This window comes from Providencia sp., assembly GCF_040396775.1.
In the GTDB taxonomy this organism is placed as follows: Bacteria; Pseudomonadota; Gammaproteobacteria; order Enterobacterales; family Enterobacteriaceae; genus Providencia.
Window position 1 is genome coordinate 50,501 of record NZ_JBEBNT010000001.1, and the last position, 16,928, is coordinate 67,428.

15 protein-coding genes are annotated in these 16,928 nt (G+C 42.0%); 6 read left to right on the forward strand and 9 right to left on the reverse strand.

Annotated features, from left to right (window positions below; all coding sequences use genetic code 11):
- Window positions 1–214 precede the first annotated feature (214 nt).
- From ppx to purM, 5 genes are all read right to left on the reverse strand, one after another.
- Entirely contained in the window at window positions 215–1,744 is a 1,530-nt protein-coding gene (gene ppx / locus ABWP91_RS00240) for an exopolyphosphatase (RefSeq protein ID WP_353241470.1), read from the reverse strand.
- A 4-nt stretch (window positions 1,745–1,748) separates the two neighbouring features.
- Window positions 1,749–3,818, reverse strand: a complete 2,070-nt coding sequence (gene ppk1 / locus ABWP91_RS00245) for a polyphosphate kinase 1 (RefSeq protein WP_353241471.1) — start codon at window positions 3,816–3,818, stop codon at window positions 1,749–1,751.
- Between the two features lie 54 nt (window positions 3,819–3,872).
- The gene (gene speG / locus ABWP91_RS00250) at window positions 3,873–4,460 is read right to left on the reverse strand and encodes a spermidine N1-acetyltransferase (RefSeq protein WP_353241472.1); all 588 of its coding nucleotides are present in this window, start codon (window positions 4,458–4,460) and stop codon (window positions 3,873–3,875) included.
- A 245-nt stretch (window positions 4,461–4,705) separates the two neighbouring features.
- Entirely contained in the window at window positions 4,706–5,344 is a 639-nt protein-coding gene (purN, locus tag ABWP91_RS00255) for a phosphoribosylglycinamide formyltransferase (protein WP_353241473.1), read from the reverse strand.
- Entirely contained in the window at window positions 5,344–6,384 is a 1,041-nt protein-coding gene (gene purM, locus ABWP91_RS00260; RefSeq protein WP_353241474.1) for a phosphoribosylformylglycinamidine cyclo-ligase, read from the reverse strand. Before purM ends, purN begins: the two co-directional genes overlap by 1 nt.
- A gap of 358 nt (window positions 6,385–6,742) precedes the next feature.
- Between purM and upp the strand changes: the two genes are divergently transcribed.
- The 3 genes from upp to hda all read left to right on the forward strand — a co-directional run bounded on the left by upp (window position 6,743) and on the right by hda (window position 9,605).
- Window positions 6,743–7,369: a uracil phosphoribosyltransferase gene (upp, locus tag ABWP91_RS00265; protein ID WP_047757238.1), complete on the forward strand. Its 627-nt coding sequence runs from the start codon at window positions 6,743–6,745 to the stop codon at window positions 7,367–7,369.
- A 109-nt stretch (window positions 7,370–7,478) separates the two neighbouring features.
- On the forward strand, window positions 7,479–8,771 hold the full coding sequence (gene uraA, locus ABWP91_RS00270; RefSeq protein ID WP_353241475.1) for a uracil permease: 1,293 nt from the start codon (window positions 7,479–7,481) through the stop codon (window positions 8,769–8,771).
- Between the two features lie 129 nt (window positions 8,772–8,900).
- A complete protein-coding gene (hda, locus tag ABWP91_RS00275; RefSeq protein WP_273803179.1) occupies window positions 8,901–9,605 on the forward strand; it encodes a DnaA inactivator Hda in 705 nt (234 codons plus the stop codon).
- Window positions 9,606–10,324: 719 nt separating this feature from the next.
- On the opposite strand, the gene arsC is transcribed toward hda, so the two are convergent.
- Both arsC and bepA read right to left on the reverse strand, forming a co-directional pair.
- Entirely contained in the window at window positions 10,325–10,681 is a 357-nt protein-coding gene (arsC, locus tag ABWP91_RS00280; protein WP_353241476.1) for an arsenate reductase (glutaredoxin), read from the reverse strand.
- A gap of 10 nt (window positions 10,682–10,691) precedes the next feature.
- On the reverse strand, window positions 10,692–12,155 hold the full coding sequence (bepA, locus tag ABWP91_RS00285; RefSeq protein WP_353241477.1) for a beta-barrel assembly-enhancing protease: 1,464 nt from the start codon (window positions 12,153–12,155) through the stop codon (window positions 10,692–10,694).
- A 196-nt stretch (window positions 12,156–12,351) separates the two neighbouring features.
- Here bepA and ABWP91_RS00290 point away from each other — a divergent pair, with 196 nt between their 5' ends.
- Entirely contained in the window at window positions 12,352–13,416 is a 1,065-nt protein-coding gene (locus ABWP91_RS00290; RefSeq protein WP_353241478.1) for an AI-2E family transporter, read from the forward strand.
- Between the two features lie 53 nt (window positions 13,417–13,469).
- On the opposite strand, the gene bcp is transcribed toward ABWP91_RS00290, so the two are convergent.
- Together bcp and ABWP91_RS00300 are read right to left on the reverse strand one after the other, a co-directional pair.
- Window positions 13,470–13,940, reverse strand: a complete 471-nt coding sequence (gene bcp / locus ABWP91_RS00295) for a thioredoxin-dependent thiol peroxidase (protein WP_206086558.1) — start codon at window positions 13,938–13,940, stop codon at window positions 13,470–13,472.
- A 14-nt stretch (window positions 13,941–13,954) separates the two neighbouring features.
- On the reverse strand, window positions 13,955–14,512 hold the full coding sequence (locus ABWP91_RS00300) for a glycine cleavage system transcriptional repressor (protein WP_353241479.1): 558 nt from the start codon (window positions 14,510–14,512) through the stop codon (window positions 13,955–13,957).
- 286 nt (window positions 14,513–14,798) lie between these two features.
- On the opposite strand from ABWP91_RS00300, the gene dapA reads away from it, so the two are divergent.
- Window positions 14,799–15,707: a 4-hydroxy-tetrahydrodipicolinate synthase gene (dapA, locus tag ABWP91_RS00305; protein WP_219247522.1), complete on the forward strand. Its 909-nt coding sequence runs from the start codon at window positions 14,799–14,801 to the stop codon at window positions 15,705–15,707.
- A gap of 16 nt (window positions 15,708–15,723) precedes the next feature.
- The gene (gene bamC / locus ABWP91_RS00310; protein ID WP_353241480.1) at window positions 15,724–16,776 is read left to right on the forward strand and encodes an outer membrane protein assembly factor BamC; all 1,053 of its coding nucleotides are present in this window, start codon (window positions 15,724–15,726) and stop codon (window positions 16,774–16,776) included.
- Window positions 16,777–16,928 lie beyond the last annotated feature (152 nt).

The window sequence follows — 16,928 nt, forward strand, 5'->3', positions numbered from 1 at the left end:
ACATCGTTTGAGAAAGCAGATTGTGACATTTTAATCCTTAAAACAATAGCCGCGCCGAAACGCGTTTTATTAATTCGTCTGCGAGCGGACGAAATTTATTATCATTATTGTCGCCCATTTGAATAATATATCAAATAGTCGTGCTAAACAGGCAGTGATTTCCGCGCTTAGCGGAAAAAAAACAAGAAGAAATCACCACAATAATGGCTGAAAGTTATTCATTCTCCGCACATATACTTAATGACCAACCAGGAACATCCTCCCAATAACCACTTTCTTTCTCTAAATCCAGTAACATCAAGGCATTTTGCTCAAGATATTCGGCGGGTAAATAAAGTGTCCAATACCCATCATCAGTTTCAATGCGCAGTGATGAAGGGGTGGTGGTGGATTGTCGTTGATTATTTAATAAAATAGCGAGCCGTAAAATCTGAATTAACGGCATAAATTGTTTGCGTTTAAATAGATTAAACTTAGGGATATCATCGTACTTTATGGCACGTCGATGGTTTCTAACCAGCGTGGCTAACAAAAGCTGTTGTTCTTGGTTAAAACCGGGCAAGTTGGTATTTTGTAGGATATAAGCCGAGTGCCGGTGCATACCACTGTGGTTAATGCTTAAACCCACTTCATGGAGCATCACCGCCCAAATTAGGATAGATTCCAACTGTGGGTTGAGTTGCTTAGGGTTTTGTTGCCCCCATTGGTAATAAAGCTCCTCCATCGTTTTCAACACCCGTTTCGCTTGCTCTCTATCAATATTGTAATGCTCGGCAAGGCTTAGGGCGGTGCGCTGGCGGATATCTTGATGGCGAAAACGACCTTCCATTTCATATAAAACGCCTTCACGCAAGGCGCCATCGGATAATCGCAACTCTTTAATCTCTAAGGAATCAAACACGGCGAGCAAAATGGCTAAGCCAGGAACAAAAACCTGCTTGCGTTCATTGGAAAGGCCTGGGATATCTAACGAAGAAAAAGATTTATATTTCAATACCATGCTTTTGATTTCAGCAAGGCGTTCACGGGTAATAATCCCGTCCTTATAGCCAAGTTCCAATAAAACTCCGTGTGCGGCTTTAATCGTACCTGACGCCCCCATTGCCACATCCCATGTGTATTTTTTAAACAGGATGGCGGTACTTTCTAATTTTAAGCAAGCCGCGAGGTAGGCACGGTTAAAAAATTCAGGTGTGATGGTTTCATTGGGAAAATAGCTTTTTGCAAAGCTAACACAACCCATACGGCGGCTTTCAATCAATAATGGCTCGAATTTTTCACCGATAACAATTTCGGTGGAGCCACCGCCAATATCTAAAACCAGCTTACGGCCTTTTTCTGGTTGGGTGTGTTCAACACCCATAAAAATCAAACGCGCTTCTTCTTGCCCAGAAATAATTTCAATGGGATAGGGCATGATCTCTTTTGCGCGTTGCAAGAAATCTTTCACATTGGTTGCGACACGTAAAGAGTGGGTACCGACAATACAGACGTTATCAGGGGAAAAGCCTTGCAGGCGTTCAGCGAATAGTGCCAAGCAGGAAAGCCCACGTTCTATTGCTTCTTCACTTAGTTCATTGGTATCGCTCAGTCCATCAGCAAGATGAACTCGTTTTTTTAGGCGAGTCAGCACTTGAAGTGCGCCATTAACGACGCGCGCAATCACCATATGAAAGCTATTTGAACCTAGGTCAATGGCCGCAATTTCTTGGGGTCTTGGTGCTGATGTTGTTGTTATTGGCATAGTATCAAGCTCGGGTATCTGGCGTTTCAAGTGATTTCAAATGTTCATAAATGGCAAGCTGAGAACGAATTTTTCGCTTATTGCCGCGGGGAACATAATGATTACTTAAATCTTTGTCAACATAACGCGCTTTTACGGTATCACTGAATTGTAATTCCAGAATATCCAAAACCCGTTGTTTTAAAAGGGGATCAACTAATTGAACCGCGACCTCAATTCGGTAGTCAATGTTTCGCGTCATCCAATCCGCTGAAGAAATAAAGACTTTGTCATCACCGGCATTGGCAAATACGTAAACACGGTCATGCTCTAAAAAACGGTCAACAATGCTGGTGACTTGAATATTTTCGCTGTAACCCGCTTGGCCAGCTACTAGTGAACACATTCCGCGAACTAATAGGCGAATTTTCACCCCTGCATTGGAAGCATCATAAAGCTTATCAGTCAGTTCTTTATCAACTAAGTTATTAATTTTTAATGTGATACCACTTGGTAAGCCTTCAAGGGCATTGGCAATTTCTTGGTCGATTAGTGCCGTTAATTTTGTTCGCGTATTTTGTGGTGAAACCATCAAATTATCGAAAGTGACAGGGCGATATGGGTTTTCAATAAAACTAAATACACGGCGCACTTCATTGGTAATTTGCTCGTTAGCTGTTAACAAGGAATAGTCAGTGTATAACCGTGCTGTTTTTTCGTTAAAGTTCCCCGTGCCAATGTGGGCGTAGCGAACAATTTGCCCTTCTTCCATTCGGGAGATGATAAATAATTTGGCGTGGATTTTCAGTCCAGGTGCGGAGAAAATGACGTGAACACCCGCCTCCGTGAGCCGCTTCGCCCAATGAATATTTGCAGCTTCATCAAAACGTGCTTGTAATTCAACGACCACAGTGACTTTTTTGCCGTTGTGCGCCGCGTGGATCACCGAATCGATGATGCGCGAATCTTTTGCGACACGGTAAATATTGATTTTGATGGATAACACATTTGGGTCAAATGAGGCTTGGCGTAATAACTCCAAGGTATGTTCGAAGGTGTAATATGGATAATACAACAGCACATCCCGCTCACGAATGGCATCAAAACCGTTGCGGAAATTATCAAACCAGCGGTGGCGTAAACGGGGGAGTGGCTTGTTTAATAAGTTTTTATTTCCTTCATTGGGGAAATTAATAAAATCTTTGAAATTGTGATAACGGCCACCTGCAATGACGGAGTCATCGTTGGATAACCCTAATTTTTCACGTAATAAGGCAACCATTTCATCAGGCATATCCCGTTGATAAACAAAACGCACAGGTTCCGCGGTTAAGCGCTGTTTTAACGTTGACGACATGATTTCCAGTAAGCTGGACTCCATTTCGGTCGCGATATCGTATTCGGCGTCACGGGTCATTTTCATGGAATAGGCATTAAGTTCGTCGTAATCGAAAAAGCCTTTGAAAATTTCATCAAGGGTGTAGCGCAGAATGTTATCGATTAGAATCATGGATTTGCGACGTTTTGGCATCTCAGGCGGGAGATTCACAAACCGCGGGACTTTATCCGATGGGATTTCTAGCAGCGCATATTGAATATCACTGCCATGAATTATTTCAACCGCAAGATAGGTATAGTCATCTTTTAGAAACTCAACTAAGTCCGTATCTGGATTGATTAAAATCGGTGTAATGTGCTGGCGTAAATTTTGACGAAAATACTGACGCAGCCAGATTTGTTGGCGCGGGGAAATTTGACGTTCGTTAATCAGAAAGATTTGGTTTCGGGCCATTTCAAGCAGTAAGTCATTATATAAAACGTCAAATTCTTGTTCTTGTTTGGCGACTTTTGATTGAATACGCTTGAGTAAATGGCGAGAGCCACTGGCCGAACCACGCTCTTCGTTAATTAAAATACGGCGCTTTACATCAGCAAAGCGCACTTTATAAAATTCGTCTAAGTTATTGGAATAAATGCCCAAAAAACGCATTCGCTCAATCAGCGGGTTACGCTTATCGGCGGCTTCTTGTAAAACACGTTCGTTAAAAGACAGCCAGCTGAGCTCTTTTTCATGATAGAGACGTTCTTGGGACATTCTGACTCCGTATTAGACGCTTATTACTTAATGGCGATTGTATCAGCCAGTTAACTATATGTGATGCTTAATTGCGTTATCTTGTGCGATGACGCTTTTCGGGTTTTCTGATTGCTGTTTCATCGCAAAATATTGCTGTTGGAAAACGCACATACGGATAGCCGTATGGTAGCGACCATTCACGAAAAACTCGTCGATCAATTCACCTTCAGTATGGAAGCCAAGTTTATTATAAATGTGGATCGCTTTGACATTTTCTTTATCAACAATAAGATAAAGTTTATATAAATTTAATACAGAGAAAGCATAGTCCATTGCCAGCCTTGCTGCTCGGCTTGCATACCCATGACCTTGATGGTGCGGGGCAATGATAATTTGGAATTCAGAGCGGCGGTGAATATAGTCAATTTCAACCAGCTCAACTAACCCAACTTTTTCGCTATCATTTTCAACGATAAAACGGCGTTCGGATTGGTCATGAATATGTTTGTCGTAAAGATCACTTAGCTCAACAAACGCCTCATAGGGCTCTTCAAACCAGTAGCGCATCACACTGGCGTTGTTATCAAGTTGATGAATAAACGCTAAATCTTCACGTTCAAGTGGGCGCAACCTAAACGGATGAACTTGCCCGGTAGTCATAAAACACCTCTATTGGTTATGAAAAAACATTTTTTGCTTAAATAAGGATACCACTTATTTGAGATAAAATAATGACATAACACAGAGAGATCATCCCCTTGTTGAAGAATAGTTCACTTTATGCAGAGCTAAGTGGTTAATCGCTGAAAAAACAACCAGATAACAGGTTGTATATTAACCAGCTCTAGCACAACAAAAAGGGTGGAAATTCCACCCTTTAATTCGTTATTTATACAGTAAATAAACTACTCATTAGCATAACCCTGTTGGGGGAGCGCTTTGCCATCTAATACGGCTTTACCGTCGACCATCGTTAAGCGGTTATCACTAAACCATTGTACAACCAGAGGGTAGATAACATGCTCTTGCGTTTTCACGCGCTCAATCAGGTCTTCTTCGGTATCTTCAGGGAAAACAGGCACGTTAGCTTGTAAAATTACAGGGCCGCCGTCTAATTCTTCAGTGACAAAGTGAACGGAAGTGCCGTGTTCTTTATCGCCATTTTCCAAGGCCTTACGATGAGTATGTAGCCCAGGGTATTTAGGTAATAAAGAAGGGTGAATATTGAGTAATTTCCCTGTGAAATGAGTCACAAATTCAGGGGATAAAATACGCATAAACCCAGCTAAGACCACTAAATCGGGCTGGTACTGCTCAATAAGCGATAATAAAGCGGCATCATAGGCTTGGCGATTTGCATACGTTTTTGCATCAAGGAAAGCGGCAGGGATCCCTGCCTGCTGTGCCCGCACTAGCCCATAAGCCGTGCTTTGGTTGCTCACTACGGCAACAATTCGACCCTTTATCGTGCCTGATTGGCAACCTTCAATGATCGATTGTAAGTTACTGCCACTGCCAGAAATGAGGACAACAATTTTTTTCATTAGCGGATCACAACCTGCTCTTCACCGGCAGGTAATTGGCCGATTGAGCCAATTTGCCATGCATTTTCACCCAGTGATGTTAATAACGTTAATGCGCCGTTGACCTCACTTTGTGGCAGAGCAATGATGATCCCAACACCGCAGTTAAAGGTGCGGTACATTTCATGGGTACTAACATCACCAGCGTGTTGTAACCAGCTGAAAACAGAAGGCCATTGCCAGCTGCTACCATCGATAATGGCTTGGGTGTTATCAGGAAGAACGCGGGGGATATTTTCCCAGAAGCCGCCACCCGTAATGTGCGCAATCGCATGGATGTCATTCTTCGCGATTAGTTCCAGCACGTTTTTCACATAAATACGTGTTGGTTCTAATAAATGGTCAGCCAATGATTTACCATCTAATTGTTCGGTTTCTGGGTTCGTTTTGCTGACTTCTAAAATTTTACGCACTAATGAATAGCCGTTTGAATGAGGACCACTTGAGGCGAGGGCGATTAATGCATCCCCTGCGCTGACTTTACTGCCATCAATGATTTCAGAGCGTTCAACCACACCGACGCAAAAGCCTGCAACGTCATAGTCTTCACCATGGTACATACCCGGCATTTCAGCAGTTTCACCACCTACTAATGCACAGCCAGATTGTTTACAGCCTTCAGCAATCCCTGTGATGACGCTGGCAGCGGTATCAACGTCTAATTTACCTGTTGCGTAGTAATCAAGGAAGAATAATGGCTCAGCCCCTTGAACAATAAGGTCATTGACGCACATAGCAACTAGGTCAATTCCGATTGAATCGTGACGTTTTAAATCCATTGCCAGACGTAATTTTGTACCAACACCATCGGTACCTGAAACAAGTACAGGCTCGCGGTATTTTTGTGGCAGGGAACATAATGCACCGAACCCACCAAGACCCCCCATCACTTCGGGACGACGCGTTTCTTTTACAACACCTTTAATACGTTCAACCAGTGCGTTACCTGCATCAATATCGACACCGGCATCTTTATAGCTGAGAGAGGTTTTATCAGTCACTACGGCCCCCAAGGCAATTACATTTTTGAGAAAAATAACATCATGGGCCGTATTCTAACAGGCAAAGCAAACGTTTGCGATAGCTTTGTGAATGAAAATTATTATGGCTAGAAATGGCAGAAAGTGAGCGTGTTCACAAGGTGAAATGTGCGTGGTATTTAAATATTGGCAAAAAAATAAATTCAGGAGATCATCAACATGCAACTTAACCGATATGGGGTATACTATTTTAAAAAAGTTTGCCTAATCGTTGATGTTTTGACCAAAATCAAACGTAATCTAGTGGCATTCATGGTTAAAAGAGTTATAATCCCGCGATTTTTTTGTCCGCCAGCGTCTAAAATAGTAGGAGAAACCCATGAAGATCGTTGAGGTAAAACACCCTCTCGTTAAACATAAACTTGGCCTGATGCGAGATCATGATATAAGCACCAAACGCTTTCGTGAACTGGCCTCAGAGGTTGGTAGCCTACTGACTTATGAAGCAACCGCTGACCTAGAAACTGAAAAAGTGACTATTGATGGTTGGTGTGGTCCTGTCGAAATAGAACAAATTAAAGGTAAGAAAATCACCGTAGTACCAATTCTCCGTGCAGGTATTGGTATGATGAATGGTGTATTAGAAAGCATTCCTAGCGCACGTATCAGTGTGGTTGGTGTTTATCGTGATGAAGAAACACTGCAACCTGTCCCTTATTTCCAAAAACTGACTTCAGATATCGATGAGCGTATGGCGTTAGTTGTTGACCCTATGTTGGCAACGGGTGGTTCGATGATCGCAACTATCGATTTACTGAAAAAAGAAGGGTGTAAGTCAATTAAAGTTTTAGTTTTAGTTGCGGCACCAGAAGGGATCAAAGCATTAGAGAAAGTCCACCCAGATGTTGAACTGTATACGGCTTCCATTGACCAGTATCTCAATGAAGAAGGTTACATTGTTCCGGGTCTCGGTGATGCGGGCGATAAGATATTTGGTACTAAATAAAAATAAGCCGACTGAGAAGTCGGCTTTTTTTTGATTTATTGAATGAGATGAAACGTTTGCAAGCCTTAAGGGGCTTGCATAAATCATAGCTAAAAGGGGATAAGCTAAAATGACACGTCGCACCATTGGTGTTGAAGAAAGGCCACCATTACTACAAACCATTCCACTGAGTTTTCAGCATCTTTTTGCGATGTTTGGCGCAACCGTTGTCGTACCCATTTTGTTTGGTGTAAACCCAGCAACAATCTTGCTGTTTAACGGCATAGGGACATTAATCTACCTCTTTATCTGTAAAGGCCAGATCCCTGCATATTTAGGGTCAAGTTTTGCTTTTATTTCACCGGTGCTGATTTTACTGCCATTAGGTTATGAACTGGCACTTGGTGGCTTTATTATTTGTGGTGTGCTGTTTTGCCTTGTGGCGTTAATTGTCAAAGTGGCGGGAAGGGGCTGGATCAACGTCATGTTCCCACCTGCAGCGATGGGGGCGATTGTTGCCGTTATCGGGTTAGAGCTCGCACAAACGGCAGCGGGTATGGCAGGTTTACTGCCAAAAGATGGTGCTGCGGTTGATACCAACACTTTAATCATTTCATTAACCACGTTATCGGTTACCATTTTATGTGCGGTCATGTTCCGCGGGTTCTTATCGATTATCCCTATTTTAATCGGGTTCTTAACGGGGTATGCATTGTCATATTTTATGGGCATTGTGGATTTCACCCCAGTGATTGAAGCGCCTTGGTTTGCTATCCCAACATTCTATACCCCACGTTTTGAGTGGTTTGCTATCCTCACTATTTTACCTGCGGCATTAGTGGTTATCGCAGAACACGTAGGGCACTTAGTGGTTACGGCCAATATCGTTGAGCGGGATTTAATGAAGTCCCCAGGTTTACACCGTTCGATGTTTGCTAACGGTTTCTCAACAGTGTTATCTGGTTTCTTCGGCTCAACGCCAAACACCACCTATGGTGAAAACATCGGCGTGATGGCGATTACTAAGGTTTACAGTACTTGGGTTATCGGTGGGGCGGCGATTATTGCGATTTTGTTATCGTGTATCGGTAAATTAGCTGCGGCTATCCAATTAGTGCCTGTACCAGTGATGGGCGGTGTTTCTTTATTATTGTACGGAGTCATCGGTGCATCAGGTATTCGTGTCCTGATTGATTCGAAGGTTGATTACAATAAACCACAAAACTTAATTTTAACTTCTGTGATCTTGATTATCGGGGTGAGTGGTGCGGTTATTCACATTGGGCAAGCTGAATTAAAAGGGATGGCATTAGCGACTATAGTCGGGATCTTTATGGCATTGCTGTTCCGCTTTATTACCTTTGTCCGCCCTGAAAAGCAGTTTATTAACAGCGAAGTTAAAGAGCTAAATAACGATAAGTAAGCGCATTTTTTAATTTCAGACAATTGCCGCTGTGGTTAAAGCAGCGGCAATTGAACGGGATCCTGTTCATCTAATCGCTTTTTTTGTGGTAAACTGTTTAGCGAAAATTGATTTGTACAGCCAGAGGCGATTCTGAACACACCATCACAGCTTTCACTACCACTTTATCTACCGGATGATGAAACCTTTGCCAGCTTTTATGCAGGGGAAAATGATGCGTTGCTATCTGCTATCAAATCTGCAATTAACCAAGCCCACGGTAGCTACATTTATTATTGGTCACGTGAAGGTGGCGGAAAAAGCCATTTACTCCATGCTGCATGTGCAGAGCTTTCAGAGCAAGGCGTTGCTGTTGGTTATGTTCCGTTAGATAAACGTGCCTATTTTGTGCCTGATGTCCTTGAAGGCATGGAAAACCTATCACTGGTATGTATTGATAACATTCAATGCATAGCAGGGGATGAAGAATGGGAAATGGCGATTTTCAATTTATATAATCGTATTCTCGAAATTGGCCGTACCTGTTTGTTGATCACCAGTGATCGCCCACCTCGTCAGATTGACCTCAAATTGCCTGATTTAGCTTCTCGTCTTGACTGGGGGCAAATTTACAAACTGCATCCATTAAGTGATGAAGATAAAATCTACGCCTTACAATTACGTGCTCGCATGCGTGGTTTTGAATTGCCTGAAGATGTATGCCGTTTTGTGCTTAAACGCCTCGACAGAAAAATGGGCACGTTGTTTGATATTCTCAACAAGCTCGATCACGCCTCGATTGTTGCCCAGCGCAAACTCACCATTCCGTTTGTTAAAGATATCCTCAAACTATAGTAGTATTACTGTCTTAATTATTAAAATAGCCTTAAACTTGAATGGCAATGGTATTTAAAATAATAAATATAAAAGATATGGTTAGTTGACTATAAAAAAATAGTATTTTAGATTTTTCTTTACTATAAAATAAAGTAAGGAAATCAAATCATGAACGAAAGGGAATATATAGGTTCTTTTACAGTAACAGCAAGCTCTTCATTATTTCAGACAAAAAACAACTCAATTATTAGATAAGAAAATGAATACGTGGTCTAGTGGGCTGAAAGAACGATTTTTAACACATATGCCATCCATATCTGCTCCGCCAAAACAATCCCGCCAAAACAATCTAAGTACCCTAATATTATTGGTAGTGCTAAGAGTGCTGTATCATCAGAATTAACTAAGAAAAATATAGATGACAACTTAAAAGGAGATAATGAATAAATGAAAATTTTGTTGTACTTTATCTATTTTTATTTAAGTTTATTTGTTATTTTTTTGGCGTTATAGTCATAAGCCAATTAATTAACCAATTAAATATACTCTATAAGGTTGGTAAATTTTCTTATGGTAAAAGTGACTTTATTGAAGCAATAATAATTTCAAATATAGTGGGTTTTTCCACTGCTTTTTTTTTTACCATACTGAGCTATATGGAATATAAAGGTCAGAAATAACAAAAAACCAGTCTTAATTTTTCAGTGAGACTGGTTTTTGCTTATTAAGAGGAATTTTTACAAAATCTCCAACACTTGCTCTGGTGGGCGGCCTAAACGGGCTTTATCACCCTTAACCACAATAGGGCGTTCAATCAATTTAGGGTTTTCATGCATCGCTTTAATGAGTTGATCTTGTGTTAAGCTGTCATCGCTTAAATTCAACTCTTTATACTGATCTTCCTTCGTACGCATTAATTGACGTGCATCTTTAAAACCTAACATTTTCAGTAATTTTTTAATCTCAGCAGCAGTCGGTGCTGTTTTTAAGTATTCAACCACCGTTGGTGAGACCCCTTTTTCTTCTAAAAGCGCTAAGGTTTCACGGCTTTTCGAGCAACGTGGGTTATGGTAAATCTTAATTGGATCCGTCATTTTTGAGTCCTTACGGTTTTGCGTTTTCATCACGTAATTGTAGTTTTCTCAATGCATCAATACGTGCATCGTAACGTTGTTGTTCATAACTGCCTAAACGGCTTTGGCGGCTGGCATCACTTAAGTAATTGATTGCCGTGTCATAACCACCACGAAGTGCGAGGCCTTCTGCATAAGCGGCAAGCTCTTCCGGGCGATTGCCTTGCTTAGCTGACGCTTCAGCCAGCAAATCCCAACCAATCGGGTCATCAGGGTAATCAAAGGTATATTTGTTCAGTAGCGTAGTCGCTTCTTTATACTGATGGTTGTTGATTAATGCATTCGCCAAGTTAACAATAAATACGGTATTTTTCGGTGATTTTTTTAGCGCATTTTGCAAACGAGTAACCGCTTTCGTTGCTTGGTTTTGTTCAATGTCGATATCAGTCATGCTATCGATAAACCACGGGTTATCCGGCTGTTTATTTAGCAGCTCAGTGAGGATTTTTCCTGCATCTGCATATTTTTTATCCTGTGAAAGGATCAGTGCCTTACCATATTGCGCAGCGAGTTGTTCATTTGACGTGCCTTTTTCGTAATTTTCAATGATCTGGTCAAGGGCATGTTTTTGCTCGGTGCCATACATGGCTAAAATACGGACACGGGCTAACATAAAATCTAAAGATGAAGGTACGCTAACTTTGGGTAATTGGCTTGAACGGTTACGCGCATCCGCTAAACGGCTGTCGGGAAGGGGGTGCGTTAACAAAATTTCAGGTGGTTTAGACATATAGCGGGTTTGGTCAGCCATGGTTTGCATAAAATCCGCCATCGCATGAGGGTCAAAACCAGAGCGACGCAATGTTTGCAGACCAATACGGTCTGCTTCTTGTTCATTTGCTTGGGTGAAACTGATCATCCCTTGTTGCACACCCGCCATCGTACTTGTCAGTGCAGCAAAGCCCGCTTGTGGGTTGGCCATCACTAAAAGGAGTGAGCCGATTGTCCCTGCAATAGCTAACGGCGTGGTGCTTTTTTGGTCTTCCATCATTCGCGCAAGGTGTCTTTGCGTGACGTGGGAAATTTCGTGCGCCATTACCGACGCGAGCTGGCTTTCATTTTGACTATAACGGAATAAGGCAGAATGCAGCACCACGTTGCCGCCAAAGTAGGCATAGGCGTTGATATTTGGGTTATTGACTAAATAAAACTTAAACGGGGTTTTAACTGAGTCCGCATTCTTTACTAAGCGCATGCCAATCTTGTTAACATACTGAGTTAAAAGAGGATCGTAAATCAGTGGTGTGCTGGCACGAATTTGCCGGGTAATGGCATCACCCATAATGATTTCTTGATTAATACTGAGCGTACCGCCCGCAGTGGTACCAATGTCGGGTAAGGTATCTTCAATCGCACTATAAGCAGGCAATACGGCACCATTCATAAGTGCTGCGATCATGAAAGCTAATAGTGGGTATTTCAATTTTTTTTTCATGAAACGTGAGTATCCCATACAACGTTTAGAATTTAGGGTAAGTACCAACTTTATTTCGAGCATATAAACGCAAGGCATTAAATAACTCGAAAAGTTTAAAACACATGATAGCAAAAGCTATCGTAAAATCTGTTATTCGGTATAATTTTCGTTAATTTAGGAACTGTCCTTCGCATTAATTCCTCAGGAGCAACACATGCTGGAATTGTTTTTACAATGGTACCGTCGGCGTTTTGCCGACCCACAAGCCGTGGCACTGTTTACATTACTGGTCTCAGGTTTTGTGATCATCTTCTTTTTCAGCAGTATACTGGCTCCGTTGCTAGTGGCAATTGCCTTGGCCTATTTGCTTGAATGGCCAACAAATATGCTACAGCGTGCTGGGTTTTCCCGTGCACTTGCCGTCAGTATCATTTTGACCTTGTTTGCCGGAATAAGTGCCATGGTTATTTTAATTATTGCGCCAACGGCATGGCAACAAGGCATTAATTTGATGTCCGATCTGCCAAGCATGGTTAACCGCTTCAATGAATTTGCGCAAAAACTGCCTGAGCAATACCCTGCATTAGTTGACGTGGGAATAATTGATATGATGGCAGACAATCTGCGTAGTCGTTTGTCAGGGATTGCAGACTCGGTGGTTAAGGCATCGGTGGCATCATTAATAGGGATTTTTTCCCTCGCAGTGTATTTAGTATTAGTGCCATTAATGACCTTTTTTCTTCTAAAAGATAAAGAACGTATTAGCCGCAGTTTTTTAAAATTGCTACCTAAAAACCGTTTGTTGGTGGGGAAAGTTTGGGTTGAAATGAACGAACAGATAACCAATTATCTACGCGGTAAAGTGACAGAAATGGTGATAGTCGGCGTCGCAACCTATTTATGCTTTGCCTATTTTGATTTGCGTTATGCCGTGTTGTTATCGGTGCTTGTGGGTGTCGCGGTGCTGATCCCCTATATTGGAGCGGTAGCCGCTACTATTCCTGTCGTTATTGTTGCATTGTTTCAATACGGCATTGGTAGTGAATTTTGGTATTTGATGTTAGTTTATTTAGTTATTCAAGGGCTGGATAGCAACGTTGTGGTGCCATTACTATTTTCAGAGGCCGTTAATTTGCATCCATTGGTAATTATTTTGTCCGTGGTGGTATTTGGCGGGTTATGGGGCTTTTGGGGTGTTTTCTTTGCGATCCCGTTGGCGACCTTAATTAAAGCGGTTATCCATGTTTGGCCAGAAGAGCCAGTCGAAGCGGCTAAATAAATAATCAATTATAGTGCTGTATGGGATATACAGCACTACTGAATTATAAAATATTATGCGTTTGCGTTGATGTACGCGAGAACAATTTCGTGGTGGTTGGTGGTCTTGAAATCATCAAAAACATGTTCGATTTTCCCTGTTGGGTCGACTAAGAAACTAATACGGTGGATCCCATCGTAGGTTTTCCCCATAAATTGCTTTTCGCCCCAAACGCCAAATTGCTCGCACACTTGGTGGTCTTCATCGGATAACAGCGTGAAATTCAACATTTCTTTTTCAGCGAAACGCGACAGTTTCTCTGGTTTATCTGTGCTAATCCCTAAAACTTCGACGCCTTTTGCTTTGAGTGTATCCATCTCATCACGTAAGCCGCACGCTTGAACAGTACAGCCGGGAGTCATCGCTTTCGGGTAAAAGTAAACTAATACGCGCTGACCCTGGTAATCAGAAAGATTGATGATCTCACCATCTTGGTCAGGAAGGCTAAATTGTGGCGCCTTATCACCGGCTTTCAATGGGTTCATTACATATATCTCCGTTAACTCTGCATATTGGGGTTGTTAACAATACTGATGTTGCCTTTGGCATTTAGCATTGTACATAGTTGTTGAAATTTATTCTTTATAATTATGCCATTGTCGTCCAACGGGTCATGTGCAGTAATCTGAATTTCCAGTTGAGCAGGCATGTCATTATTGGCTGGTTGAGTCTTAGAAACAAGTTCTGCGATATTGCATTGTGAAGTTGTAAATAAATTTGTGAATTGCTCGACAATTCGAGGTGCATCATCGACAACTACATTCACAGTAACTGTAGATGGGTAATAGGTTATTTGAACACTTTGGGTTCGCTTCATGACGATCAGCAAGTCGAGTTCAGCCCCCTTGGGTGGCAAAGTTGCCTCAAGCAGGGTAATCGCATTCCAGCTACCCGATAACATCATAATGAAGGTAAATTCCTTGCCAAACATCGCTAAGCGACTATCTTCAATATTACAGTCACACTCACTAACAAGGCGTGTAATCGTGTTCACAATGCCCGGACGATCTGTTCCCAGCGCAGTAATGACAAGAAATTGCTGTTCAGTCTTAGGCAAAGTCTATTCCTTATTTTTTTGATTATGCCAGTTAAACATTTGATTAAAATATAGCCTTAAAACGAGACTATAAAAACTGACGCACACTTTGAATAAGGAAACCATAAAAAGTGACATCTGCCAAGAGGTGTCACTCACTCTTGCGAGAAAAGTCAGTGAATTATTACTTCTATTTAAGTTAACTACGCTGGCATTAACAAAATTCATTAAAATCTTGCTGTTGGGTGGTTTTCTTCTTGGAAATGAAAACGTAACATGGAGGTTCAATTATTTAAGGGGTATCGCTATGGCTAATGGAAACGCAAACTACAAAGATTTTTTAACGGGAAGCATTGTTGCCGTTATCACACCAATGGACTCAGCTGGGCGCTTAGATAAAGCCAGTTTAAAGAAATTGGTCGATTACCATGTTGAAAGCGGCACAACAGCCATCGTTTCTGTTGGTACTACTGGTGAGTCTGCGACGTTAACGCATAAAGAGCATGTGGATGTTGTGAAAGCAACATTAGAGCTGGCTGATGGGCGTATCCCGATTATTGCAGGGGCGGGGGCGAATGCAACTGCAGAAGCAATTTCGCTGACAAATGATTTTGAAAACAGTGGTGTAGTTGCTTGCCTGACCGTAACGCCATATTATAATAGGCCTTCTCAGGAAGGGTTATATCAACACTTTAAAGCAATTTCAGAAAACACGAGCTTGCCACAAATTCTTTATAATGTACCATCACGTACTGGTTGCGATATGTTACCAGAAACTGTGGGGCGTTTAGCAAAATTGGCGAATATTGTCGCAATTAAAGAAGCGACAGGGAACTTAGCACGTGTTCATCAAATCAAAGAGCTGGTTGATGATAATTTTGTGCTGCTAACTGGTGATGATGCGACCGCACTTGATTTCATGCAACTGGGCGGAAAGGGCGTTATTTCAGTGACTTCGAACGTTGCTGCCGCGCAGATGGTAAAAATGTGTGACTTAGCGCTTGCAGGCAAATATACTGAGGCGCGTGAATTAAATAAAAAACTGATGGGCTTACACCAGCAGTTATTTGTTGAACCGAATCCAATTCCAGCGAAATGGGGTTGTCATCGCTTAGGTCTGATTGCAGATGGAACATTACGGTTACCTATGACACCGTTAACTGCCGCAGGCCAGCAAAAAGTTGAGGACGCTTTAAAACTCGCTGGGTTACTGTAAAATTTAGGGAATTTTAATGGCAACATTATTGCAAAAATCGAAGGTTATGAAGGTTGCTGGCCTGTCACTTGTTGTGTTACTGGCAGCCTGCTCCAGCGATCAGCGCTATAAACGTCAGGTCAGTGGTGATGAGGAATATCTTAACGCCGCGCCATTGAAAGTGTTAAATGTGCCGCAAGGGATTACATTGCCTGCACAAAATGGTGAATATGACATTCCAAAAACGACGTCAACAGGTCCAGTTGGAAAAGCGTTGGATATTCGTCCACCAGTACTGACGATTTCGCAATTAGCGGGTTCGCGCACGGAAGATAGCGCCGAGGCAAGCCGTTTGTTGCTAGAAAATACACCTGAAAACAGTGCTCTATGGTCACAAGTTACGATGATCTTAGAGCAACGAGGTATTCCAGTTTCCTCGAAAGATGACGGTACGCATTCTATTGAAACCGATTGGGTAAAATGGGATCGTGCAGATGAAAACGTCCCAATGGAAAGCCGTCATAAAGTGTCAGTTAAACCTGAAAATGGCATGATTGCCTTGACGGTGACGAGCTTAGGTATGCGCCAAGGGGATGAAACCATTACGGATGTCGTTGAAATTCAGCGTTATAACAAATTGTTATTAAATGAATTAACTGACAACTTGTATGCGTTACGTGATACATCAAACAAAAACAGCCTGCAAAACGCTTATGGCATCATTGATGTACAAACTGGCAGCGATGACACAGGTTTACCACTGATTGTTGTCCGTGCGCCGTTTGATGCTGTTTGGGAACGCTTACCACACACCTTAGAAAGCGTGGGTATGAAAGTAGGTGACCGCACGCGTTCTACGGGTTCTGTGATGGTAACTTACAAAGGCTTAAGCAGTTCTGAGTGGCAAGCGCTGGGTATTGATGACCCAACAGTGCCAGAAGCAGACTATAAAGTGCAAGTGGGTGACTTAAACAACCGTAGTACGTTGCAGTTTATTTCGACAAAAGGCGTTGCGTTAACGCAGAAACAAAATGACGAAATGGTTGCAGCATTAAAAGCGGCGTTTAGTAAAGCCCCTGCAAAGAAATAATCACGCCGTTTTGGTCGTTAAAAATAGAAACCGTGGCTCTGTTAGCCGCGGTTTTTTTATGGATAAACAAATAATAATGTTCGATTAGCTATATTAATAATCGATACAGCTAGCGTATATTTTGATGAATTTATCACCAGCAATTTTTCGGA

Bases quoted from the DNA above. Each gene is read 5' to 3' on its own strand.
- ppx (WP_353241470.1), bottom strand. From the start codon at position 1,744: ATGCCAATAACAACAACATCAGCACCAAGACCCCAAGAAATTGCGGCC.
- ppk1 (WP_353241471.1), bottom strand. From the start codon at position 3,818: ATGTCCCAAGAACGTCTCTATCATGAAAAAGAGCTCAGCTGGCTGTCT.
- speG (WP_353241472.1), bottom strand. From the start codon at position 4,460: ATGACTACCGGGCAAGTTCATCCGTTTAGGTTGCGCCCACTTGAACGT.
- purN (WP_353241473.1), bottom strand. From the start codon at position 5,344: ATGAAAAAAATTGTTGTCCTCATTTCTGGCAGTGGCAGTAACTTACAA.
- upp (WP_047757238.1), top strand. From the start codon at position 6,743: ATGAAGATCGTTGAGGTAAAACACCCTCTCGTTAAACATAAACTTGGC.
- uraA (WP_353241475.1), top strand. From the start codon at position 7,479: ATGACACGTCGCACCATTGGTGTTGAAGAAAGGCCACCATTACTACAA.
- arsC (WP_353241476.1), bottom strand. From the start codon at position 10,681: ATGACGGATCCAATTAAGATTTACCATAACCCACGTTGCTCGAAAAGC.
- bepA (WP_353241477.1), bottom strand. From the start codon at position 12,155: ATGAAAAAAAAATTGAAATACCCACTATTAGCTTTCATGATCGCAGCA.
- ABWP91_RS00290 (WP_353241478.1), top strand. From the start codon at position 12,352: ATGCTGGAATTGTTTTTACAATGGTACCGTCGGCGTTTTGCCGACCCA.
- bcp (WP_206086558.1), bottom strand. From the start codon at position 13,940: ATGAACCCATTGAAAGCCGGTGATAAGGCGCCACAATTTAGCCTTCCT.
- dapA (WP_219247522.1), top strand. From the start codon at position 14,799: ATGGCTAATGGAAACGCAAACTACAAAGATTTTTTAACGGGAAGCATT.
- bamC (WP_353241480.1), top strand. From the start codon at position 15,724: ATGGCAACATTATTGCAAAAATCGAAGGTTATGAAGGTTGCTGGCCTG.